General features: G+C 67.1%; 17 protein-coding genes and 1 tRNA gene. 9 read left to right on the forward strand and 9 right to left on the reverse strand.

Annotated features, from left to right (window positions below):
• The first annotated feature begins 250 nt into the window (after positions 1 to 250).
• Positions 251 to 805, forward strand: coding sequence for a gamma carbonic anhydrase family protein (locus tag G6O54_RS00680; RefSeq protein ID WP_165219193.1), 555 nt, complete (start codon positions 251 to 253; stop codon positions 803 to 805).
• Here G6O54_RS00680 and G6O54_RS00685 read toward each other — a convergent pair.
• A complete protein-coding gene (locus tag G6O54_RS00685) occupies positions 779 to 3,061 on the reverse strand; it encodes a cellulase family glycosylhydrolase (protein ID WP_165219195.1) in 2,283 nt (760 codons plus the stop codon). The genes G6O54_RS00680 and G6O54_RS00685 overlap by 27 nt on opposite strands.
• A gap of 315 nt (positions 3,062 to 3,376) precedes the next feature.
• Here G6O54_RS00685 and G6O54_RS00690 point away from each other — a divergent pair, with 315 nt between their 5' ends.
• From G6O54_RS00690 to G6O54_RS00700, 3 genes are all read left to right on the forward strand, one after another.
• Positions 3,377 to 3,748 carry a ferredoxin family protein gene (locus G6O54_RS00690; RefSeq protein WP_165219197.1) on the forward strand — a complete coding sequence of 124 codons (372 nt, stop codon included), beginning with the start codon at positions 3,377 to 3,379 and terminating at the stop codon, positions 3,746 to 3,748.
• Between the two features lie 181 nt (positions 3,749 to 3,929).
• The gene (locus G6O54_RS00695) at positions 3,930 to 5,207 is read left to right on the forward strand and encodes a cytochrome-c peroxidase (RefSeq protein ID WP_250846642.1); all 1,278 of its coding nucleotides are present in this window, start codon (positions 3,930 to 3,932) and stop codon (positions 5,205 to 5,207) included.
• 187 nt (positions 5,208 to 5,394) lie between these two features.
• On the forward strand, positions 5,395 to 8,364 hold the full coding sequence (locus tag G6O54_RS00700; protein WP_165219201.1) for a YfhO family protein: 2,970 nt from the start codon (positions 5,395 to 5,397) through the stop codon (positions 8,362 to 8,364).
• A gap of 34 nt (positions 8,365 to 8,398) precedes the next feature.
• Here the strand turns inward: G6O54_RS00700 and G6O54_RS00705 are convergent, their stop codons facing one another.
• The 3 genes from G6O54_RS00705 to G6O54_RS00715 form a co-directional block, all read right to left on the reverse strand.
• On the reverse strand, positions 8,399 to 10,699 hold the full coding sequence (locus G6O54_RS00705; RefSeq protein ID WP_165219203.1) for an RNA polymerase sigma factor: 2,301 nt from the start codon (positions 10,697 to 10,699) through the stop codon (positions 8,399 to 8,401).
• Positions 10,700 to 11,292: 593 nt separating this feature from the next.
• The gene (locus tag G6O54_RS00710) at positions 11,293 to 11,883 is read right to left on the reverse strand and encodes a nucleotidyl transferase AbiEii/AbiGii toxin family protein (protein WP_165219205.1); all 591 of its coding nucleotides are present in this window, start codon (positions 11,881 to 11,883) and stop codon (positions 11,293 to 11,295) included.
• A gap of 91 nt (positions 11,884 to 11,974) precedes the next feature.
• Positions 11,975 to 12,047 (reverse strand) — tRNA-Val (locus G6O54_RS00715).
• A 168-nt stretch (positions 12,048 to 12,215) separates the two neighbouring features.
• Between G6O54_RS00715 and xylA the strand changes: the two genes are divergently transcribed.
• On the forward strand, positions 12,216 to 13,529 hold the full coding sequence (xylA, locus tag G6O54_RS00720) for a xylose isomerase (RefSeq protein WP_165219346.1): 1,314 nt from the start codon (positions 12,216 to 12,218) through the stop codon (positions 13,527 to 13,529).
• A gap of 210 nt (positions 13,530 to 13,739) precedes the next feature.
• Here the strand turns inward: xylA and G6O54_RS00725 are convergent, their stop codons facing one another.
• Positions 13,740 to 14,270, reverse strand: a complete 531-nt coding sequence (locus G6O54_RS00725) for a type 1 glutamine amidotransferase domain-containing protein (protein ID WP_165219207.1) — start codon at positions 14,268 to 14,270, stop codon at positions 13,740 to 13,742.
• Positions 14,267 to 15,313 carry an NAD-dependent epimerase/dehydratase family protein gene (locus G6O54_RS00730; RefSeq protein WP_165219209.1) on the reverse strand — a complete coding sequence of 349 codons (1,047 nt, stop codon included), beginning with the start codon at positions 15,311 to 15,313 and terminating at the stop codon, positions 14,267 to 14,269. The genes G6O54_RS00725 and G6O54_RS00730 overlap by 4 nt, the downstream gene beginning before the upstream one ends.
• Before the next feature lie 335 nt (positions 15,314 to 15,648).
• On the opposite strand from G6O54_RS00730, the gene G6O54_RS00735 reads away from it, so the two are divergent.
• From G6O54_RS00735 to cobA, 4 genes are all read left to right on the forward strand, one after another.
• On the forward strand, positions 15,649 to 18,357 hold the full coding sequence (locus G6O54_RS00735) for a WD40/YVTN/BNR-like repeat-containing protein (protein ID WP_165219211.1): 2,709 nt from the start codon (positions 15,649 to 15,651) through the stop codon (positions 18,355 to 18,357).
• Between the two features lie 260 nt (positions 18,358 to 18,617).
• The gene (locus G6O54_RS00740; protein WP_165219213.1) at positions 18,618 to 19,004 is read left to right on the forward strand and encodes a TraR/DksA family transcriptional regulator; all 387 of its coding nucleotides are present in this window, start codon (positions 18,618 to 18,620) and stop codon (positions 19,002 to 19,004) included.
• Positions 19,001 to 19,648 carry a signal peptidase II gene (gene lspA, locus G6O54_RS00745; RefSeq protein WP_165219215.1) on the forward strand — a complete coding sequence of 216 codons (648 nt, stop codon included), beginning with the start codon at positions 19,001 to 19,003 and terminating at the stop codon, positions 19,646 to 19,648. The genes G6O54_RS00740 and lspA overlap by 4 nt, the downstream gene beginning before the upstream one ends.
• Positions 19,649 to 19,655: 7 nt before the next feature.
• Positions 19,656 to 21,431, forward strand: a complete 1,776-nt coding sequence (gene cobA / locus G6O54_RS00750) for a uroporphyrinogen-III C-methyltransferase (protein ID WP_250846644.1) — start codon at positions 19,656 to 19,658, stop codon at positions 21,429 to 21,431.
• A gap of 119 nt (positions 21,432 to 21,550) precedes the next feature.
• Here the strand turns inward: cobA and G6O54_RS00760 are convergent, their stop codons facing one another.
• The 3 genes from G6O54_RS00760 to G6O54_RS00770 form a co-directional block, all read right to left on the reverse strand.
• Entirely contained in the window at positions 21,551 to 22,021 is a 471-nt protein-coding gene (locus tag G6O54_RS00760; RefSeq protein ID WP_165219217.1) for an Hsp20/alpha crystallin family protein, read from the reverse strand.
• Between the two features lie 72 nt (positions 22,022 to 22,093).
• A complete protein-coding gene (locus tag G6O54_RS00765) occupies positions 22,094 to 22,519 on the reverse strand; it encodes an Hsp20/alpha crystallin family protein (RefSeq protein WP_165219219.1) in 426 nt (141 codons plus the stop codon).
• Positions 22,520 to 22,585: 66 nt separating this feature from the next.
• Positions 22,586 to 23,026, reverse strand: coding sequence for an Hsp20/alpha crystallin family protein (locus G6O54_RS00770; RefSeq protein ID WP_165219220.1), 441 nt, complete (start codon positions 23,024 to 23,026; stop codon positions 22,586 to 22,588).
• Positions 23,027 to 23,047 lie beyond the last annotated feature (21 nt).

The raw sequence follows: 23,047 nt of genomic DNA on the forward strand, positions 1-23,047 counted from the left end.
GATCGGGCGGGGAGCCCCGGGGTTTGCATCTCTGGCGGGCCTGGCTTAATTGCTCGCATGGAGCAAATCGTCCCTACACTCAAGATGGTAGGCCACAAAGCGTGGGGACGCCAAATCGCGATTCGAGAAAGTGGATCGGGCCGGCGCCGGGGACGTGGAATGGGTCGGGAATGGAGCCCGAACATCGTGCCGGAGGTTGGCGTGAAGGAGTATGGTCGCGGTATCTTCGAGGGGGAAAGGGAGGCCATCCGTGATTGAGCCCTCGGCTTTCATTGCTCCCGGCGCGATCGTCATGGGAGACGTCCACCTCGGCGCCTGGTCGAGCATCTGGTTCCAGTCGGTCATCCGGGGCGACACCGAGCGGATCCGGATCGGCGATCGGACGAACGTCCAGGATTTCACGATGATCCACGCGGATCCGGGGGTCTCCTGCCTGATCGGGAGCCGGGTCACGGTCGGGCATCGGGTGATCCTCCACGGCTGCGTCGTCGAGGACGATTGCCTGATCGGGATGGGGGCCATCCTGCTCAACCGGGTGAAGGTGGGGGCCGGCTCGCTCATCGGCGCCGGGGCCCTGCTGACGGAGCGCATGGAGGTTCCGCCGGGCTCGCTCGTGCTGGGTTCGCCGGCCCGGGTCATCAAGCCCGTCGGCGACGGGATGCGTCAGCGGATGGAACGGACCTGGCAACATTACGTCGCGCTGGCACGCCGACACGCGGCGGGCGAGTTCCCGCCGGTGCCGGCCACGTCCGGCCCGCTGCCGGAATTCCTCGGCGGCTCAGCGGTCGAAGACGTGGAAGGGTGAGGCGAACGCCATCGTCCGGGGCGGCGACTTCTCGTCGCGATGCACGGAGTCGATGAGGAGAAGCGCTTCCCACCGGAGGGGCGGATGCGGCACGCCATCGTTGGCGCCACCCCAGTGACTGGTTCCCTCCGACCCGTCGAGCGGGATCGTCATCGGCGACCATCCGGGCTTCGTCAGGTTGCCGAGGTGCACCTGGAACGTCTGACCGGTCCTGTCACTGAACCGGCAGTTGAGGACGTCGCCCGAGGTATTGCCGCGGACCCAGACGATCGCGGCCCGGGCACCCGCGGGGATCTCCATCGGCTTCTCGGGGCCGATCGTGAGATAGCGCCAGCCGGCGTCGAACTGGTAGGGGACCTCGATGGCGTGTGATGCCGGATCCTCCGCCGTGGCCTTCGACACGGCCAGCGGTTTCGGCCCCGTCCCCGCGTTGTCCACGTGGAGGTCCGCGTTGAAGGCGACATCGGGAGGACGGGCTTCATGGAAGCCGACGAAAAGCTCGTAGCGACGGGGAGCCAGGTAGGCCAGAGGCCGCTTGCCGGGCTCCTCGAACTCGATCCCCGACTGGGCCTTCTTGAGGGGAACCTGGACCGGGACCTCGACCCGGCCCTTGAGCGGCCTGACCCGCAGCCGCTCCTTGCCGTCGGCCCGGTCTGCCCCGCCCCGGACCACGAGCGCCCCCTCGACGATCGTGTTGCGGTGATTGGCCACGACCACTTCGAGGGCGCCGCGCCGCGGGGCGGCGGAGAGGGTGACCGGCTCGGTTCGCCAGATTTCAATCGGCGCGAGGGCCGGGAGTGGTTCTCCGTTCCAGGTGATGCTCAACATGACGGCGCCGCGGCTCGCGGCATCCAGTGCCTGGGGTTGTAAGGGGAGGCTCTTGGTGATGGACTCCGATGGGGCGACGTCGAACCGATAGCGTGCAACCCTGCCCGGTTTGGCGGTCGATTCGCTCGCGAACTCGATCCTGGCCGGGCTGGCCTCGGGATTGGTGATCCGGGTATGAAGGAGAGGCGCCTCGCCGGGGTCCGCGACGAGCGCTCCCGGCCGCCATCGGATGGCGGCGAGCCTGCGCAGGTCCCGGCCCTCGGGCGCCGCATCGTCCACCTTACGATACTCGGGCGCCGTGCCGCCGGCCTCGCCCGGCCGGCTTCCGGACGCATGCCAGGTCGCGACGACCAGCGGAGCGTGCGCCGCGTTCGGTCCGTCGGCCGCGACGAAGAGGAGCTTCCATTCGTCCGGAGTCGAGCCCTTGAGGCGATGCCGGAATGTATATCCGCGGAGGCTCCGAATCAGGGCCTGCGCCGCCAGGAACGACGGCTTGGGCTCGAGGTCTCGCCGCACGGTCCCGAACCGATGTTCCGGCTCCTTCGGGTCGTCGCCGTCATCCTTCCAGTCGTAGAAGATGGAGGTGTTCACCCCCGAGGCGAGGTTGGCAAGCCACTGCCGGGGGAGATACATCGCCTGCGTCGCCTCGCTCACGTTGACCGTCGAGTAACCCCACTCGGAAGAGATAATCGGCAAGTCCTGCTTCGACGGGGATTTGGCGTGGAGTCCGATGAGCGCGCGCAGTCGGCCGTAGTCTTCCGAGGCGGACTCCGGGGGGCCGCCGCGATAGGGATGGATCGAGACGGCGTCGATGTCCTCGATCAATCCGGCGGCGAACGCGGTTTCCAGGAACTCCCAGGGGAAACCGGAACTACCGGGGGCCAGGATCGTGGCTTCGGGATCGGCCGCGCGCATGGCCTTCGCCGTGACGACCGCGAGCTTCGCGTAATCGTGCTGGTTGGCCTTCGGTTTCCAGAAACCGTCCAGGTTCGGCTCGTTCCAGATCTCGAAGAGGACTCGTTTGCCGCGGAAGTGGCTCGCGGCCGCCGCGGCGAACCGGGCGAACGCGGCACGGTCGGCGTCGGTGGTCGGCGCCAGGCCGTTGTTGTAGAGCGGATTCGCATAATCGAGAATGTAGATGGGCCGCGCGCCGACCTTCGAAAGGTGGCCAAGCAGCTCATCGTGGTCGGAGAAGTCATACGTCCCGCGGGTGCGCTCGATTCCCGCCCACGGCATGTCCATGCGGACGAGCCCGAAGCCGGCCTCCGCGAATCGCTTCATCTCGCCCGGGCCGGGGCGGGTGAAGTGGATGTTGACCCCCTGCCCCGCGGGGATCTCCGGCGGCGGGAGGTCCGCCCCGAAGGCGCCCCGCGAGCCGAGTCCGAGGGCCATCGCAAGCCAGAGATACCTCGCCGTGCGACCCGACATCGTTCCCGCCATCGTTCCAGCCTCGATCCAGGTGTGCCGAGGAAGTCCATCCCCACGGCGACGCGGTTGAATTCGTTCCTTCCCGTTGTAATCGATCCGTCAGTCGGAAGCACCCGTGGAGCCGGCTTCACCTCGAGGGGCCTGCTTGACTCGGTTCGGCGGTAGATCCATAATCGAGCGCGATGGGTCCGGGACTGCGCGAAGGCGCATGGCCCCGCGTGTCGATAGAAGCCCCGGGACGGGCGCGCGGAGAAGGGTCCTCCGGATCGTCCCCGGACGAGGTGCCAGGTTCCTTCCCTTGTGGAGTTCGTGTCCATGGCAGCTCCGTCGCTCGCCGGCAAGCCCCGCAAGGTGATACCCAAGATCCTGGCCGTGATCCACGCCGACGGCTGCACCGGCTGCGAGGCATGCGTCGAAGTCTGCCCGGTGGATTGCATCTACAAGGTCAGTCCCGGCGAGTATCCCGGCCTCCAGGGCTTCTGCGACATCGACCTGGACCGTTGCATCGGGTGCAAGCATTGCGCCCAGGTCTGCCCCTGGGATGCGATCGACATGGTGGACACAATCGACGTGGCCTACCACGTCGCGGTCAAGGGTGGACCGCCCCAGTACGTGGCCGAAGAATGGGACACGCTGGTGGATGCCGCACAGCGGAACGCCGAAGGATTGCTCGCCAAGAAGAAGTGAGTAGACGGGCGCGGCCGGCGCCGCGCGGCTCCCTCCGTCGGGCTCGACCATGAGGAGTTCGCCCACCGCCGGCGACTCGTCCAAGTGTCCCCTCGATGATCATCCGCGCGGGTCGCATCGCCGCGACTTTGCCGTACCCGGATTTCCCACTTATCGACCAATCGAAATGAGGTCCAGAAGGATGGTACGACTCCGCAGTTTTCTCGGCATGCTCGCGCCCGGCCTGCTGGTCGCCGGGGCCTTCTGCGCCTGGACGGGGCGGATCGTGGAGACCCCGAGTCTCGCCCAGGAAGAGCCGCACAAGCCGCCGGACGAGGATCCGACCAGCCCGGCCGAATTCCTCTGGCATGCCCCGAAGCCGGAGCTCATCCACGATGAGCCCCTCGAGGTGAAGGCCCCCGTCGGGCTGATGCCGCTGACTCCGAAGGTCGTGGTCCCGGCCGGCAACCCCCTCACCAAGGGCAAGTATGAGCTGGGCCGCCAGCTCTACTTCGATCCGCGGATCTCGCTCGACGGCAAGGAGAGCTGCGCGAGCTGCCACAACCCGGACCTGGGCTGGTCCGACGGCCACAAGACGTCGACCGGCATCAAGGGGCAGAAGGGGAATCGCAACGCCCCGACCGTGTTCAACACCGTCTACGGCAAGACCATGTTCTGGGACGGCCGCGCCGGGTCGCTCGAAGGCCAGGCCCAGGGGCCGATGATCAACCCCATCGAGATGGGCGATCAGAAGCACCAGGCCATCGTCGAGCGGATCCGCAAGGTCCCCGGCTACAAGCAGCAATTCGAGAAGGTGTTCGGCACCAACGTCACCCTCGACGGCATGGCCAAGGCCATCGCCACCTTCGAACGGGTCGCGGCGCTCTCGGGCAACTCGAAGTACGACAAGTACAACGCGGGGGACAACGCCGCCCTCTCGGAGAGCGAGAAGCGGGGCATGGTCCTCTTCGGCCTGCGGCTCAGCACGGACGACGAGTTCAAGACGGACGTGGAGCTCCAGAAGGCCAAGTGCACCATCTGCCACGTCGGCTCGAACTTCACCGACGAGCAGTTCCACAACCTTGGCGTCGGCTGGGACGAGTCCAAGAAGAAGCATGCGGACATCGGCCGTTGGGCCCCGGTCCCCATCGGTCAGAAGTGCGATACGGACCTCGGCTCGTTCAAGACGCCGACCTGCCGCAATGTCGAGTTGTCCGCGCCGTACATGCACGACGGCAGCCTCAAGACTCTTGAGGAGGTGGTCGAGCATTACGACAAGGGGGGCAACGCCAACCCGTCGCTCGACCCCGACATGAAGCCTCTCAAGCTGACGGCCCAGGAGAAGGCGGACCTGGTCGCCTTCATGAAGGCCCTCACCGGCGAGCACAAGTCCCTGGCCGAGCTCCTGCCGACCCTGCCGCCCAACGCCGACGGCTCCGCGGTCGATCCGGGCGTGGCCCTGACGACGGCCGCGGAATAGCGAGGCCCGGGCCAGGCGCTCAACCTCGCCTCGTTTTCGACACGGGCCCGGCGGCACGCCTTGCCGCTCGGGCCCGTCCCCTGCGCACCGTTGGCTCCGCGCGGTAAGATGGCCGGGTCGGCGTCGGGCCGGGCGGGGCGGAGTCTGCCCCGAGGCTCGACCGCACCCGTCCTCGCCCCGAGGGGTCATGAGACATTCGGCCTGGCGCACGCTCCTCTGGGTGGCCATCTCGTTTGCTATCGTCTTCCTCGCTTGCATCGGCAAGGGCCTGCGTGGGGACCGACAGTTCGCCTTCCGCGACGCGGCCCACTACTACTATCCGCTCTACGAGCGCGTGCAGCACGAGTGGAACGCGGGGCGGTGGCCCCTCTGGGAGCCCGAAGAGAACGCCGGGATGCCGCTCCTGGGCAACCCCACCGCCGCGGTGCTCTACCCCGGAAAGCTCATCTATGCCGCCCTCCCCTACGCCTGGGCCGCGCGCGTCTACATCGCGGCGCATGTCGCCCTCGCCTTCGCGGGGATGCTCGTCACGCTCCGCGCCTGGGGTGTCAGCGGGATCGGCTCCGCCCTGGGGGCGCTCACCTACGCGTTCGGGGCACCGATCCTCTACCAGTACTGCAACATCATCTACCTCGTCGGCGCCGCGTGGTTGCCGCTCGGGTTCCTGGCGGTCGAGCGATGGCTCGCCACGGGGAGCCGCTGGGCGCTCCTCGGCCTGGCCCTCGTCCTGGCCATGCAGACGCTCGGAGGGGATCCGCAGGCGGCCTACCTCCTGGGCCTCTGCGGCGGCGGCTATGCCGTGGGGCTGGCCTGGTCGAAGTCGAAGGCCGCCGCCGCCGACGCGGGGTCCGCGGCCGAGTCGCGTCGCCGAAACTGGTGGCCGATCCTCATCGGCCTGCTGGCAGTCGTCTCCTGGGCCGTCGGCACCGTGATCCTGGCGGGGATCCTGCCGAAACTCCGGGAGCGAGGGAATCCGCCCCCCGCGCTCTGGTGGATGCCCCATGTCCCCGCGGTGATGCTCGCGGCCTGGGGCCTGGCCGGGCTGGTCGTCGCGGTCCGATGGCTTCGGGGCGGATGCCGCGGCTGGCTCGGCGGAGCCTTTCTGGGGATGGCCGGGGCGGCGATCCTGGCGGCCGGCCTGGCCGCGGCGCAGTTGCTGCCGGTGCTGGAGTTCACCCGCCAGACGACTAGGGCCGAGGCGGACGGGCCGCATGACATCTACCCCTTCAGCGTCGCTCCGTTCCGGGTCGTCGAGGCGGTCTGGCCGGGCATCCTGGGCTCGGTCGCCCGGTCGAATGCGCTCTGGGTCGACGCGTTCCGATTCCCAGGCGCCAGACAGAAGATCTGGGTGCCCTCGAACTATCTCGGCCTGATCGGGCTGCTGCTGGGCCTGGCCGCGTTCGGACTTCGCCGCAGCCCCGCGCGCAAGGCCTGGCTGTCGGCGATCGTGCTCGCCAGCCTGGTCGGCGGTATCGGGGAGTACTCGAGTCCGATCTGGGCGGCCCGCGCCCTGCATGCGACGACCGGGATCGACGTGGGGGACGTCGGCCCGCAGGACGACGACGGCATGACCCCGATCCGCAGGGATCGCTACCTGAGGGACGGCGACGGCGGCCTCTACTGGCTGATGACGAACGTCTTTCCGGGCTTCAAGCAATTCCGCTACCCGGCGAAGTTGATCACGTTCACGACCTTCGGCCTGGCCGCGCTGGCGGGGATGGGCTGGGACGAGCTGGTCCGCGACCGCCGTCGCCAGCTGCTGGTCGTCGCGGCGGCCCTCGCCGGCCTCTCGTTGGTCCTCCTGGGCCTGGTGCTGGCCAACCGCGAGGGGCTCGTCACGAGACTCTCGACGCGGTCGGTCACCTCGCTCTTCGGGCCGCTCGATCCCCGCGTCTCGATCCGGGGAGTGATCTCGGCGCTGATTCACGGGAGCGTGGTCGCCGCCGCGCTGGCCGTGGTGGCCCACTTCGCCAGGCAAGGACGCCGGAGTGACGTCCTGGGAGCGGCGGTCCTCCTGACGGCGGCGTTGGACCTCGCGGTGGCCAACTCGCCGCTGGTCACGGTCATCGCGCAATCGAATTTCGAGGGGGAGCCGAAGACGGTCCGGATCATCCGCGAGGCCGAGGAGGCGGACCCTTCTCCGGGCCCCTTCCGGATCCACCGGATGCCCACCTGGAGCCCGGTCGGCTGGTATCTCAAGAACTCGACCGAACGCGAGACCGAGCTCGTCGCCTGGGAGCGGGCGACGATCCAGCCCAAGTACGGGATCAATCACGGCATCGAGTACGCCTACACCAAGGGCGTGGCCGAGCTCTACGACCTGGAGTGGTTCTACGCCGGTTTCGAACGGTCCGCCCGGGGCAAGGTCGCCTCGGACCTGGGCGTGCCGGAGGGGACACAGATCGTCGTCTTCCCCAGGCGGTCGTTCGACCTCTGGAATTGCCGATACTTCCTTCTGCCGTTCCAGTCCAACGGCTGGAAGACGGAGGACCGGGGCTACGCGTCGATGCTGGAAGCGACCGAGCCCATCGAGCCGTCGCCGGAATTCCTCCGCTCGAAGGAGAAGGAGCCGGAGCGCCGGGCCTGGGCCGAGAATCAGGATTTCCAGATCCGACGGAACCACCAGGCGTTCCCCCGCGCCTGGGTCGTCCGCGAGTTTCGGCCATTGCCGGCCCTGGAGCGTCTCTCGCGGATCGAGCGTGGCGCCCCGATGCAGGAAATGCTCCACGCCGGCGACGCGATCTGGAACGATCCGACCCTCCCCGTCCTGGATCCGCATCGAGTCGCCTGGGTCCCTTCCGACGACGTACCGAGTCTGCGCCCTTTCCTGAACGGCCCTCCCCAGAGGGGTACCGAGACGGTCAAGGTGAGCTACCCGCGTCCCGATCGGGTCGTCATCGAGGCGAGGCTCGACGACCCGGGTTTGATCGTCCTGGCCGACGTCTATTATCCCGGCTGGACGCTCACCATCGACGACAAGCCCGCGCCCATCTACAAGGTCAACACCCTGATGCGCGGGGCCGCCGTCGAGGCGGGCACGCACACGCTCGTCTACCGCTACGAGCCGCGAAGCTTCCGGGTGGGCGGATTCATCACCATGGCGAGCCTGGCGCTCTTCGTGCTGCTGACGTTCGCCGCCTTCCTTCGCCGAAAGTGAGAGTCCCGGGGAATTCTCCCTGGCCAGCGCGTGATCAATCACGTTTCCCGACGGGGGAGACCTGTTTCGCCTCGCCCGTCCCGGCGTCCCCCGCGCTCTCCGGAATGGCCGAGGCGTCGAAATGATCCCAGGTCAGGTTCTTCTTGTTGAATGTGTAGAGGTGAGGCCCGAGGTCGTAGGCGATCGAACCCTCGCCGGTCACGACCGGTGTCGCGTTCCCGTCCACGGGCTCGACGAGATCGTGCGCGTACCACGTCGACGATGTGAGGTCGAAGGCCGCGATGCGCCGGATTTTCGAGCCCGTGATGGTCGGGGCGATGATCGAGGAGCGCGACCCGGACTGGCCCGCGAAGCTCACCCGGAGCGGATGATCCTTCGAAGCCTTCAGCTCAATCGCGGTGGACCGCCGACTGATCGGGTCATACGCCACGAGACGGTTGCCCGACGGCGATGCGGCGAAGATGAAGCCACCGATCCGACCGTGGCCAGTGGTTTCGGCCTCGGGCGAAGGCTCGCCGAGCACCGAGGGAGGCGTGCCGGGCATCGGGGGCGGTTCGGAGATGGCAGGCTCGGCGTCGGGCCGGGGAATGGTCATATCGGGAGCCGCGGATTGAGTCTCGGCGTGATTGAGGGACCCGTCGGGGAGCCCGGCTGAGAAATCAACCGCTTTCGTTCGGTCTGAGTAGAGTTCGCTCAGCCCGTTCCGATCGAGGAGGCGATGGATCGCCTTCGGAGCGACGTAAATCCCCCGATCCCCCTTCGGCTCCGAGAAGCTACAGATTCCCGCGAGATATCCATCCGTGGTGAACAGGCCGCCGCCCGTCCTCCCCTGCTTCGGGGCACTGCGGCACGCGATCCCCTCGTAGGCAGGAAAGCTCGAGAGTTGAACGGCCAACTGAGTGATCACGGTCTGCCAAGGGGTGGGATCGTTTCCGTCCGAGCATCCGACGTTCAGCATCAGCATTCGAAGCTTCGGCTCCCACCTTCGAGGCACGATGGGAGAGCTCGGTAGCTGCCTGCCGGGTCGGATCCGGACCAGTGCGATGAGGTGGTCGAAATCGTAGTCGACGACCTCACCTCCCGTCCTCATCTGAAAACGAACGTGGGGCGGCTCGTACGAGAGCTTCCCATCAAAGAGGTCGACCTGGACCTTCTTTGGAAAGTCCCGCGGAGGCACCTGGCTAGGACCGTCCAGCTTGAACGGACTCGAGGCGGTCAGGATCAGAGACTCGTCGCGTGTGCTGCGGATGATCGTCCCCGAGGCGAAGCCGACCGAATGCTCGTCCAGGATCTGGATCCGCACGGCCGTCTCCCAGGGCGCGGGGATGGGCGGACCCGGGAGCCCCGGGGGCGAGGCGACGGGCTGCAAAGGGTCCTTCCGCGATGCGGGTTTCGACGCCACCTCGATCTTCGCGGTCGAGGCCGATTCGGCGCGAGGCTCCTGCTCGCTCGCCCGAACCCGCAGGACGCCGCCAGCAAGCCATCCGGTCAGGGAAATCATGCTGCCACTCACCGCCAGAACGACCAACGCCGACTTTGCCTTGTTCAGAACCATGGTTCGGATCCCTCCTTCCGCAAGACTAAGGACACGGGCCGACAGTCCTCCCGCGAGGGCTGTCCGGGCTGCGACCTGCTCGGCGGCCTGGGCCGTACTCCGCAAGAGCTTCGCCGGAGCTTCGGCCGTTCCGATCACGGCTGAAAGCGGGCTCACACCGCGACGGCCAAGTCGCGCCCGGAGCGACTCTCGTCCCCGCGCCAGACGGCTCTTGACCGTCCCCACGGGGAGGCTGAGCGTCCTGGCCGCCTGTTCGTAGCTCAGGTCCTCGAGGTCGCAGAGGACAACGACCCGTCGATAGCGTTCCGGGAGGCGGAGCAATTCCGCGTCCACGATCGCTTTCAGGTCTAAAGTCTCGACTCGTGTCGGCGAGTCGCTCCGCCCGGCAAGCTCGGCATGACGTTGTTCATGCCTGCGCCGTCGGACGGCAGCCGAGCGGGCCGAGCAGGAGAGGCGGTAGGCCACCCCGTGAAGCCAGCTCGCCAGCGATCCGTGATTGCGAATCGTCCGAGCCCGGCGCACGAGAATCACGAAGGTGGCCTGGAAGGCGTCCTCGACGTCGCAAGCATCCTCGAGCACCCGGCGACAGACCGCCAGGACCATCGACGCGTGACGTTCGAGGAGAGCCGCGAACGCGAGCTCGGAACCCTCGCCCGTTCGAGCCAGGAAGCGGTCCAGGAGTTCCTCATCGGAGAGCCCGCTCAATGGTCCTACCCCGAACAGGAGCCGGACCTGGGTCGTGATCCCGGAGTCTCCCCTGCAATCGATGCCCATCGGCATGCCACTCCCGTCCTGACAGGGTCGCTACTGGTCTCCACCAGAATAGTCCGAGGAGGAGGCCGGATTGTTCCGGATTTCTGGGCGAGGAATCGGACACAACACGCAAGCACGATGGGATTCAAGCTTAGGCTGAAGCGATCGACATTGACGGTTGTCCGGTTTCGGCGGATTCCGGTCGGGATTCACGCGGGAAAACGCGCCTTGAATAGGTCGCGAACAGCGAGACATGGCGCACTCTCTTTATAGAGAGGCGACACGCCATGGAGGGAGTGCGCGCTGATCGATCTTCGTGACGTACCGTCCTGGCGGAGGTCCCCGGATGACATGCGTGCTGGAGAGACCGGGCCCAGCGATGTCCTCGCGGAATTCCGTAGAGCGAACGCTCGCGGGGCCTGGGTCGGTTCGCCGCTCCTCGCTCCTCGAAGTCCGGGACCATCAAGCCTGGTCTGGCACGAGCAAAGCCAAACCAGCAACCACGCTTAACGCCTAACCACGATTGGACTTACGACATCCGATCAGCATTCCTTGATCGACGAGCGAACCCAATTTGAGTCCCTCGCGTCCCAGGCGTTATCGGAGCAGATCCTCGCCGATCAGCCGTCCGGCGTATCGAGCAGGACTTGCAACCGAGGCCGCAGCACCTCGGGCAACCGGGGCAGCCAGGACGCATCGACGAGTCCCACGTCGATCATGTCGCGGAGATGGGTTCGGTCCTTGTCGCGGAAGGACGTGAGCTTCATGCGCACAAGGGCGTCCAGCCGGACGACGCGGAACGCCTCGCTCGGTTCCGACTCGGCGATCTCAGGCGCCGGCATGACGTGGTCGGGACGGACTCGTTCTCCGGCGAAGACAAGACGGACAGCGTCTCTTGGCCTGGCGTCGGGGCCGTCGAGGAAGATATCCAGACTGGCCACGTGCCGGTAAACAAAGCCCTCGGCTTCAAGCGCGGCCCGAATGACTTCAAGGTCGCACCGGGAGATCAAAAGATCGACATCCTGAGTGTATCGTACGGCTCCCTCGTCCACTCGCCCAACCCAGACGGCGACGGCGTTACCGCCAACCACCATGTAGGGAACCCCAGCCTTCTCCAGAGCCGCAGTTGCGCGCAGCAGTCGATTCTTGACCTTGTCCACGGCCCGACGGCTACGCTCCCAGGATGGTAAGCCAAGCGGCACCAGAGTCATCGATCGATCTCTGCCGCTATTGATATGGCATGCAGGAGTTTACGACTCAACGGTAGGCTGAGTCACCTGCTTGCCTAATGAAGAGCCGGAATGGGCGGCACTGGATTCGAACCAGTGACTTCCACCGTGTGAGGATGGCACTCTAACCGCTGAGTTAGCCGCCCGGCCGATGAGGTCGCAACGACGTTCCGTCGCTCAAGAGAATCTAACGCCTACGAGCCCCCGGGGCAAGGGCGCCCCTCGTTCTTGGGGCTTGCCGGGGTCTCCAGGGGGTCTTAGATTGGGAACCTGAATCCGAGTTCGTTTGACCACGGATCGTGCGAGACCTGATGATGACTGAGTTCTTCCCCGACGTCCCGAAGATCGTATACGGGGGACCGAAGTCCAGGAACCCCCTGGAGTTCAAGTGGTACAACCCGGACGAGATCGTCGGCGAGAAGACGATGAAGGAGCATCTCCGTTTCTCGGTCGTCTACTGGCATACCTTTTGTAACTCCCTCTCGGATCCCTTCGGCGTGGGGACGGCCCAGCGCCCCTGGGATGACGGGACGAACTCCGTCGCCAACGCAACGCAGCGGGTCCGGGTCGCCTTCGAGTTCTTCGAAAAGCTCGGCGTCCCCTTCTACGCCTTCCACGACCGCGACGTCGCGCCCGAGGGCAAGACGATCAAGGAGAGCCACGCGAATCTCGACGAGATCGTCAAGGTGCTCAAGGAGGAGCAGGCCCGGACGAAGATCAAGCTCCTCTGGGGGACGGCCAACCTCTTCACGAATCCTCGATACATGCACGGGGCGGCCACCAGCCCCAATTTCGATGTCTTCGCCTTCGCCGCGGCCCAGGTGAAGAAGGCCATGGAGGTGACCATGGACCTTGGAGGGGCCGGGTACACCTTCTGGGGGGGCCGCGAAGGGTACTCCACGCTCTGGAACACGGACATGAAGCGGGAGATCGACCATCTGGGGAAGTTCCTCACGATGGCCGTGGACTACAAGAAGCAGATCGGCTTCCAGGGGCAGTTCTACATCGAGCCCAAGCCCAGGGAGCCGACCAAGCACCAGTACGACTCCGACGCCGCGGCCTGCCTGAACTTCCTGAGAACGTACAACCTGCTGCCCCATTTCAAGCTCAACCTCGAGACCAACCACGCGACCCTGGCGGGCCACGAGATGATGCACGAGATGGAGGTGGCGATCGGGGCGGGTGCGCTCGGCTCGATCGACGCCAACACGGGCGACGCTCTCCTGGGCTGGGACACCGACCAGTTCCCGACCGACGTCTACCTGACGACCAAGTGCATGATCAGCATCCTGAACATGGGGGGCTTCACGACCGGCGGCGTCAACTTCGACGCCAAGGTGCGCCGGGAGAGCTTCGAGCCGATCGACCTGTTCTACGCCCACATCGGCGGGATGGACGCGTTCGCACGAGGACTCAAGACCGCGCAGGCGATCCTGTCCGACGGCCGGCTCGCCGAGCTCCTGAAGGCGCGATATCACAGTTGGGATGCAGAGCCCGGCCGTCGCGTCGAGGCCGGCCAGTCCAACTTCGGTGACCTGGAGGCGTACATCCTCCCGAAGGGGGACGCCGCGAAGAACGTCAGCGGGCGCCAGGAGCTGCTGGAGAATCTGATCAACGAGTTCATCTGATTCGATCGCGCCCCGCAGAGTCAGGGGAGAGACGATCGAACTCGTCGGAGCTTGTGTTTCGGGTTGGGTAGCCGGACAGGCTGGAAGGGGGTAGAGGACAGGCCGGAATGCCTGTCCTCCCGCTCGCCTCGGATGAATGACCGGGGGACGGACAGTCCGGCCTCTCCTTCTCCCCGATGACTCGATGGAGGCCGAGTCCAGGGGTTCAGTTCACATGGACTCGACCATGGCGGCGAAGATGCCCTTCATGAAATCGGGCAGGTCGTCGGGCGTCCGGCTGGTGACGATGTTGCCGTCGCGGACGCAGGCCGCGTCCTCCCAGATCCCGCCGGCATTGACCACGTCGTCCTTGATGGCGAAGAAGCCGGTGACCCTCCTCTTGCCCAGGCAGTGGGCCGAGCAGAGCATCCATGGCCCGTGACAGATCGCCGCCACGACCTTGTTCAACTGGGCGGCCCTGGTGACCAGGTCCACCATCGCCGGATGCCGTCGCATGTGGTCCGGGGAGTAGCCGCCGGGGATGATCACCGCATCGAGGTCGTCGGCGTTCACGTCGGCCGCGGCCACGTCCGACTTCGCGGGGTAGCCGTGCTTCGAAGCGTACGTCTCGCCGGCCTTGGGGCCGACGATCTTGACGTCGCAGCCGGCCTCCCTGAGCCTCAGGACGGGATACCAGAGTTCGAGGTCCTCGTAGAACTTCTCGACCAGGACGGCCACGCGCTTGCCCTGAAGAAGACTCATACCTTGACTCCTTGATTCCTGGACGGTTCGCCCGCGGCCGCCTCGGGGGGCCGATGCTCGGCCATCGCTCGCCCGATCGCCTCGTCGAAGCGGTAGGGCGGTGAGTAGCCCAGCACCTCGCGCGCCTTGGCGATGGAGTAGTCGAGATTCAGCCCCAGGAACTTGTAGCGGGCCTTGTTGATCAGCGGCGGGTTCTTGGCCCCCCTCAGCTTCGCCACCCCCTCCACGACGGTGGCAAGGACCCTGGCGAGGCGGAGCGGGATGTGGCGGGTCGGGGGTTTGAGCCCGGCGAGCTCCGCGACCCGGCCGACGAACCGGACCTTGCTGACGGGCTCGCCGTCGGTGAGGTTGAAGACCTCGCCCACGGCGGCGGGATTCTCCGCGGCCAGGAAGATCCCGTGGACCAGGTTCTTGGCGTAGATGCAGTTGAGGGCCTGGTCGCCGGAGCCGAAGTAGGCGAACGTGCCGCGGCGGAGGTTCGTCAGCAACTTGGGGAGGACGGTCCGATCGCGCTCGCCGTAGATGAAACCCGGCCGGACGACCGCCGCGGGCAGGCCCCGGGTCCTCGCGTACTCGAGCACCAGGGCCTCGGCCTCGGTCTTGGACCGGGTGTAGGCGTCCAGCGAGTCGGCCGCGGGGGGTACGGTCTCGTCCGTCCCGTGATGATCGCGCCCCTCGTAGACCCCCAGCGAGCTGACGTGGACGAAGCGGCCGACGCGGGCGGCGACCGCCGCATCCAGCAGGAGCCGGAGGGCCTCGACGTTGAGCCGGCGGAATTCCGCGAGCGTGCCCCAATCGCCGACCTTGGCGGCGCAGTTGAAGATCCAGTCGGCCCCCTCGGCACCCCGCCGCAGGGCCGCCTCGTCCTCGAGGTCGCCGACGACCTTCTCGACGCCCAGCCGGTCGAGCCACCGGGTATCGCTGCTGCCGCGCACCAGGGCCCTGACGCGATGACCTCGCGCGACGGCCTCCTCGGCCGCGTGGCCGCCGACCAGTCCCGTCGCGCCCGTGATGAAGATCGTCTTCCCGGCGTTCTCATCCATGCGGTTGTTCCCCCGGCCCGACCGTCGGATGGCCGCCTCGCACGAGAGGGATGGCCCCCTGGGTCAGCCTGGATCGTAACCGATCCGCGGTGTCGCCTCCATGGCCCGCCGTTCCTCGAGATCGTCCGCCGCCCGCTCCCTGCGCGACATTCGGGCCGAGAATTTTCCGGACGAGTGTCAGAAACCGACCCCAGGTGCCTGATAAGCTCTCGAGGGTCTCGCGAACGTCCGTGAATCCTCCGTCCGAGAAGACGAACCTGAAGCCGCCCCGAGGGTTGACGATCATGTTGCGAAACGACCAGCGTTGTCGGCCATCGCGTCGGGCAATCCGCCCCATGGCGCCCGGCATGGAAGTCCTGGAGGTCCGGACGATGCTCCACGCGGCCGCCTCGACGGCCGCCATCGCCGCAATCTCCGGGGCGGATGTCGCCTCGGCGTCCGATCGCCGCTACGTGGAGCGCCTGATCGGCTCCGAGGCCCTGGCCAGCCGCTCCGGCAGGGTGCTTCGCGACCGGATGGTCGCCGCCCTCGAGCACGGAACTCCCCGGACGACGGTCGCCCTGCGAATCTTGCGGGACCCCGCAGGCCTCGGGCAGGACGTCGAGTCCGCCTACAGGGTGGTCCTGGGCCGCGCCCCCAGCCGCGCCGAGCTGCAGGCCGGCCGCCAGCTCATCGGAGCCGGTGCGGATTCGCGGAGCCTCGTCGCCAGACTCGTCGGGCGGCCGGAGTTCCTCGCCCGCCACGGAAACGACCCGGGCCAGGCCGTCACCGCCCTCTTCCAGATCATCCTTCACCGCAACCCGTCGGCCGCCGAACGATCGGCCTGGACGGCCCGGGCCGCGGGCCGGTCACCCCGCCGCATGGAGGCGCTGGCCCGCGCATTCCTCCGCAGCCCCGAAGGGCTCGAGGTGGCGGCACGGTCAACGCTGTTGCCTCAGGCCGCGGCCGATCCGGCCATCCTCAGGGCGGCCCTCAAGACCGTCCGGCGTCCCGGCGGCCTGCTCCGAGCACAGGCCGCCGGCCTCGCCAGCACGGCCACGTACACCTGGCTCGCCGATCCGTCGACCGTCCTCGAGACGGATCCCCGGGTGACCCAGCCGATCATGGGCCTTGTGAACGACGGCGACTTCGACAACAACGTCCCCCAGGCCCCCGGATTCAACCTCCGGAGCGCGGTGAACAACTTGCCTTCCACCGTTTCCATCGGCCTGATCGGGGTGCCCGTGCCCCTGAACCTCACCAGCCTGGGCGCCGATGGCTCGCTCTGGGCGAGCGACGGCATGACCCTGTACCAGCTCGCCCCCGGCGCGACCGCCTGGACGATCCTGGGCTCTCCCGGAATCGGCACGCCCCTCACGGACCTGGCGGCCGTCTCGAGCACCACGCTTTGGGCCCTCGCCGGCAGCTCGATCCTGACCGACTCGGGAGGTGCCTGGGCTTACGTCTCCGCCCTGCCCAATGACGATACGCCGAAGGCCATCGCCGCCGGCGATGCCACGGCCGTCTACGTCCTGGGTAGCTCCGGCCAGATCTACGAGTACAATTCCGGCCAGCAGGCCTGGTCCACGATACCGGGCGGGCCCGCCGACTCGATCGTGACCATCAAGGCCGGCGGCACCGCCTACCTCGCGGCCGTCACCACCGGCACAGGGCCCTCCGCCCGCGGGCTCTGGACCTACACGGCCGGCAACGGCTGGCAGCAGGTTTCGGGCGCGCCGGCGCTCTCCGACGCGGCCATCGGCGGCGACGGCTCGCTCTGGGTCTGGACCGACCGCGGGACCAGCGTCGCCGTCCAGAACCCCGACGGCTCCTGGACGATCCCGCCCCAGGCCTCACTCCTGCAAGCCGGCCAGACGATCGAGTACGTGATGGCCCAGTCGATCAGCGCCGCGGTCGTCATCGTCTCGCCCACCTCGACCAGTCCGTGGGCCGCGCCCATGCAGCTCCTGTACGGCCTGCTCGACCGTCCGACCGTCCCCTTCCCCGCGTTCACGGAGACGGGACAGGTCACGTCCTACAACGCCATCACCACCGCACTGGGGCTGATCAACCCGCTCGGCGTGCGCTCGCAGTATGCCAACACCGATTTCAACGTCCAGCACGCCATCTCCACGGTCCAGATGATGACCGCCCCGGCCGGCGTCTCGAATGCGGACTGGCAGGCCGTCCAGCAGCAGATCCTCACCGAGCTGAACGACGTCCAGACGATCGTCGACAACCTGTACGGCAACGTCTACCAGCTCATCAACGACCTGGGCACGCTCTCCAACACGGTCTTCGTCACGGCGGCCGACAAGGTCCTCGGCTCCGTGAACGGGCCCGATTCCAACCAGACCGCCACGCTCGTCCTCGAGGGCCTGGCCGACGCCATCCTCTGGGGGATCGCCGCGGCCGGCCTGCCCGCCGGCGCGGCGGTCGCCACGTCGTTCCTCGCCTCGGCCGTCGGTTCGGTCTTCAGCGGCTTCCTGGCGAGCAATCCGCCGGACGCCAACGGCGCGGTGGACATCAAGGCCGGCCAGCTCGGCCAGACGATCGCCGACCAGTACACCGCGTCGCTCCTGAGCGCGAGCAACGATGAGAAGACGATCCTCAGCAACTGGAATACCCTCCAGGCCGTGGGCCAGCAGCTCAGCAGCGGCGCCTGGGACTGGGACGTCACCCAGACCCCGGCGATGGTGGCCGCCGCGGAACCGGCCTTCGAGCTCTATTTCCTCCAGGCCCTGATGCCGGCGAAATGGCAGATCATCGGGTTCGCCTACGCGGACTATCAGAAGTATCCGCTCAGCCAGTCGCTCGACGCGCCGACGTACGACGTCTACACCCAACCCCAGGGCTACAAGCATGGCCGCCCGTGGGAATACGTCTACTTCCTGAACCAGCAGGGTGCCAACAAGAACCCCTTCGACGATCAGTACGTCGGCCCGTACCCCAGCCAGGACCTGATCGACACCCTGTTCGACGACCTGAACGTGAGCCAGTACGACTTCTGGATGGGCAACGGGGGCTGGGGCGAGATCCCGTACTTCTTCGTCAAGCCGGCATGACGCCGCGATGGGTCGGATCGAAGCGGCGAGAGCGGTTTCGCGGCCACCGTCGAATTCACCGTCTTGGGGGTAGTCTCGTCGCCGCTCGGCCGGTTACGCTGGGAATTTGAGGGTCGCGAAGCCCTCGATCGAGATGATGTGCGGGCGCCGGGCCGTCGCGGTTCGGATTGACGGAATATCGCCTTGCCCCTACGATTCCACGTCCTACTCCCCGTCCGACGCGCAGGCGTGGGCGGCGATCCAGAAGGGTTGGTTCCATCATGGCCGGAGCCTTCAAATCCGATGAGCTTGAGCCGTTTCGCCGCACGCTCCAGGGCCTTCGATCCCGGCTGACGGGCGACCTCAGTCAGATGACCGACGAGGCTCTCCGGCGCAATTCCGCGAGCGGGTCCAGCAACCTCTCGAACGTGCCGCTCCACATGGCCGACGTCGGCACGGAGAATCATGACCAGGAATTCACCCTCGGCCTGATCCAGAATGAACAGGGGACGCTCGAGCTGGTCAACGAGGCGCTCGAGCGAATGAACCAGGGGTCGTTCGGGCTTTGCGTCGAATGCGGGGAAGCGATCGCCCGGCCCAGGCTGCAGGCGCTACCCTACACGAAGCTCTGCATCAAGTGCGCGAGGCAGGTGGAGAACGGCGGATGACGCGACGCACCTGGCTGGGACGATGGCTGCTCTTCTCGATCATCGCGTTCGGCGGGGCGTACTTCGATATCGCCTCCAAGGACCTGATCTTCCGGCATTACGGCTGGCCCGCGCGGGCCGGCCTTCACGCCAGCACCTGGTATCCGCAACCCGAGGCCGTCCGGGCCGCGGCGGAAGAATCGGTGCCGAGGCGCGTCAGCCTGGTCCCGGGGATCCTGGACATTCAGACGAGCCTCAACAACGGGGCGATGTACGGGCTGGGCGGCTCCTTTCCCTACAGCAGTCAGATCTTCGCCGGCCTGTCGATCGTGGTGGGCCTTGCCATCGTCTACTACCTGTTCGTCGCCGGCGCCGCGACCAATCTCATGCTCACCATCGCCCTGGGGTTGATCACGGCGGGCGCGATGGGGAATTGCTTCGATCGCCTGGTCTTCGGATTCGTCCGGGACTTCGCCCACCTCCATCTCGGCTCCACCGGCATCGAGACCGCCATCTTCAACTTCGCCGACAACATGCTCGTCATCGGCTGCGTGATGCTCGTCTTCATCGTCCTCCGCGCCGAAACGGCCAGCCCCGCCGAGGCGACGGAACCGGCTCGCGTCCCCCTCGTGGCCGAGCCCGCGGGCGGGGCGAACCCCGCCTGAGGTCGACATGGGCTCGAGTACGGGCATCGTCTACCTGGTGGGTGCCGGACCGGGCGACCCCGGCCTCCTGACACGCCGGGGGGCCCAGGTCCTCGGCATGGCGGATGTCGTGATCTACGACCATCTGGCCAATGCCCGCCTGCTGGACCTGGCGCCGGCCGGCGCCCTCGTGATCTGCGCGGGGAAGTCGAGCGGCCATTGCACCCTGCATCAGTCGCGAATCAACGAGCTGCTCGCCGAGCACGCGATCGCGGGCCGCGTGGTCGTCCGTCTCAAGGGGGGGGATCCGTTTGTCTTCGGCCGCGGCGGGGAAGAGGCGGAGTATCTGTCAGGCTGCGGGGTCCGCTTCGAGATCATCCCCGGCGTGACGGCGGGGATCGGCGCGACCGCTTATGCGGGCATCCCGGTGACCCATCGCGACCTCGCCTCCGCCGTGGCCTTCGTCACCGGGCACAGCGATCCCGAGTCCGCAGGCGCGTCCGGCTCGCCGGAGTCCGGCCGGGCACCCCTGGACTGGGAGGCCCTGGCCAGGTTCCCGGGGACGCTCATCGTCTACATGGGGGTGACTCGCCTGGAAGCGATATGCCGGACGCTCGTACGCCACGGTAAGGATGGGGAGACACCGGCCGCGGTCGTCGAGTCCGGCACTCTGGCGGCGCAGCGCGTGGTCGTCGGGACTCTGGCGGATATCGCGGTGAAGGCCGCGGCGTCCGCGATACGCCCCCCTGCCCTCCTCGTCGTCGGGACGGTCGTTCGCCGTCGAGACGCGATCGCCTGGTTCGAATCGCTCCCTCTGAGCGGGCTGCGAATCGTCGTGACGCGTCCCGCCGAGGACGCCCAGCAATCCGCGACGATGCTCGAGGCCATGGGGGCGGAGGTCCTCCTCGCACCGACCATCGAGGTTCGTCCCCTCCCCCAGGCAGAAACCGGCCCGCTCGACGCGGCACTGGCCCGGCTCGGCGAGTTCGACTGGCTCGTCTTCACGTCGTCGAACGGCGTCCGCTTCTTCGTGGAGCACCTGATCGCGAGCGGGCGAGACCTGCGGGCCCTCGGCTCCTTGCAGCTCGCCGCCATCGGCCCCGGCACGGCCCGGGCCCTGGAGAGATATCACCTGAAGGCCGACCTGATCCCGTCGTCATTCCGCTCCGAGGCGCTCGCCCAGGCCCTGGCGGGGCGGGCCGCGGGCCAGCGGATCCTCCTCGCCCGCGCCGACCGCGGCAGGACCGTCCTCAGCGAGGAACTCTCGCGGATCGCCCACGTGGAACAGGTGGCGGTCTACTCGAACGCGGACGCGGCGACCATCCCGCCGACCGTGCTCGATCGGATCTCGGAAGGTTCGGTCGACTGGATCACCGTCACGAGCTCCGCCATGGCGGAGCGCCTCTTCGGCCTGCTGCCGGAAGAGGCACGCGCACGCATCCGGGACGGTCATCCGAGGCTCGCGAGCCTGAGCCCCGTGACCTCAGACACGATCCGTCGCCTCGGCTGGCCGGTTGCCCTCGAAGCGAGCACCTACACCTGGGACGGGCTCATCGGGGCCCTGATCGGCATGACGCGGGGGGCCGAAGGCGTCTCATCCCCCTCAGCGGAGCTCGAGGATGGTCTCCACGCCTTGCCAGAGCAGCACGGCGCCGCCCAGGATGAACAATATGTCCATGGCGATGTTGCGCCCGAAGATGCCAGCCGCAAGGTCGAGGAGGAAGATCAGGATGACCAGGCCGGCAATCCCGACCGCCGTGTAGGTGACGACCTTCTCGGTCTGCATGACGCGACTCTCCGCTGAGTAGGGGACGTTATCCGTCGCATCCAATTTACCATAAATTCCGAGTGTGGCGAGGTCGCCGGGGGAAGATGGGAGGGGGCGAAAGCACGGGGCCACATGCCTCCGCCCCGATCGTGCGGTTAATTCGGCCGGATCGGGATGGTCCTGGGCTTCGCGGCCTTCTTCTTCGGCAGGCGAATCGTGAGCACGCCGTTCCTCGCATCGGCCTCGGAGGCTTCGAAATCCACGTCGTTGGAGACCATCACCTGGCGCAGGAAGGTCCCGAAGCGTCGCTCCCGCGCCTGGAGCTGCCCTTCCGGCAGTTCTCCGGGGGCCTTGGTGCCCCGGAGGACGAGGAGGTTGCCGGTGATCGAAAGCTCCACGCCGGTGGGGTCGACGCCCGGTATCTCGGCCACGACCACCGTCTCCTCGGGAGTCTCGTAGACGTCGATCATGGGGGTCCAGCCCGTCGGATCCAGATCGGTGGGTGCCGATTCGCGACTGGCCTGACCGCCAGGCTGGAGGTACTGGTCCAGCATGCGTGCCAGCTCGCTTTGGAGGAAATGGAAGGGGACGAATGGTTCTCGTCTCCACGGATTCGACCGAGACATGCGTCAACTCCTGGCCATGGCCTGCGTGGGTTCGGTGTAACTCTCAGGTGAACTCGAGGTGGAGCTGATGATTCACGACCGGATCTCGATCCGTCGAGAACGCGCCCGATCGGCCTTGGGCAAGACCAGGCAGAGGACGCCATTCTTGAGCTCGGCCGTGATCCGCTCGCGGTCGACCTCATCGCTCAGGATGAAGGAGCGGTAGAAATCGCCCACCAGGTATTCTTCGTGGATCGGCCTCGCAGATTCGTCCACCGGTGGTTCGACCCGGCCGTGGAGGCTGAGGACGTTGTCCTCGAGTTGGATGACCAGGTTCTTCTCCGTGACACCCGGCAGGTCGGCATGGAGGACCAGCCCCTCCGGACCCTCATGAATATCGATGGGAGGAGTCGCTGCGCGGGCGGCCCGGGTCTCCTCGTTCTGCTGCGCCGTCGACGGGCCCCCCTCCGGCTCGCCCGCCCCGACGACCACACGGATCGATGGGTTCGTGACGTTCATGCGTCGATTGCTCCCGATGTTTCCTGGAACTTCTGGCCGAAACGCTCTCACCCGTTGACTCTGCGATCAGGCCCCACCCGCGACCGTGATGTGCCGGGGCTTCGCCCCTTCCACCTTGGGAATCCGAACGCTCAGGACTCCATTGCTGAAGCTCGCGGAGACCTGGGCACTGTCCACCCGATCCGGCAGTGTGATCGTCCTCGACCATCGCCCGACGAGTCGCTCTTGCCGTCGATAGCTATCGTCCTTGACTCCCTCCGGCCGCTTCCGCTCGCCCCGCATGGTGAGGGTTTCGCCTGTGATCGTCAGCTCGACCTCCTCGGCCGACACGCCCGGCAACTGGGCCGTCAGGACGTAGCTTTCTCCCGCATCGTAGACGTTGATCGGCGGAAAGGGTCGCAGTTGGCGGAGCGCGGGGAGGCCCTCGAGTCCGCCGAAGAACCGACCCATCTCGCGATGCAACTCACGGAGCGGATCCCATCGATTCTGCCAAAGAACTCCACTCATCGTACTCCTCCCAGAGAAAGT

The organism is Aquisphaera insulae (assembly GCF_011064615.1).
GTDB classification, from domain to species: Bacteria; Planctomycetota; Planctomycetia; order Isosphaerales; family Isosphaeraceae; genus Aquisphaera; species Aquisphaera insulae.